We start from the raw sequence: 371 nt of genomic DNA, 5'->3' as shown, positions 1-371 counted from the left end.
AGCACGGCGACCTTCTCGGCGCTGGCCGAGGTGGGGTCGAAGCGGTAGGTGAGCCATTCGCGCACGAGGCGGCGGGCGAGTTCGAGTCCGATGACGCGTTGGCCCATGGTGAGCACCTGGGCGTCGTTGGAGAGCACCGCGCGTTCGACGGAGAAGGAGTCGTGGGCGGTGACGGCGCGGATGCCGGGGACCTTGTTGGCGGAGATGGCGACGCCGAGTCCGGTGCCGCAGATGAGGAGGGCGCGGTCGGCGTCGCCGCGGGCGACGAGTTCGGCGGCGGCGATGGCGACCTTGGGGTAGGCGGTGTGGCCGTCGGCGTCGACGCCGACGTCGATGACGGAGGCGACGAGGTCGCTGGTCTCGAGGTCGGC

General features: G+C 71.7%; 1 protein-coding gene. It reads right to left on the bottom strand.

Translation table 11 applies throughout. The features are described 5' to 3' along the window. Positions 1-371, bottom strand: a 371-nt coding sequence (locus NUH29_RS14475) for a ribose-5-phosphate isomerase (protein WP_258799977.1), incomplete at both ends; no start/stop codon positions are given.

The sequence above is a fragment of the Protaetiibacter mangrovi genome (assembly GCF_024752305.1).
GTDB lineage: Bacteria > Actinomycetota > Actinomycetes > Actinomycetales > Microbacteriaceae > Homoserinibacter > Homoserinibacter mangrovi.
Note: the sequence above shows the minus strand (reverse complement) of the source record. Positions and strands in the feature narration are given on the sequence as shown.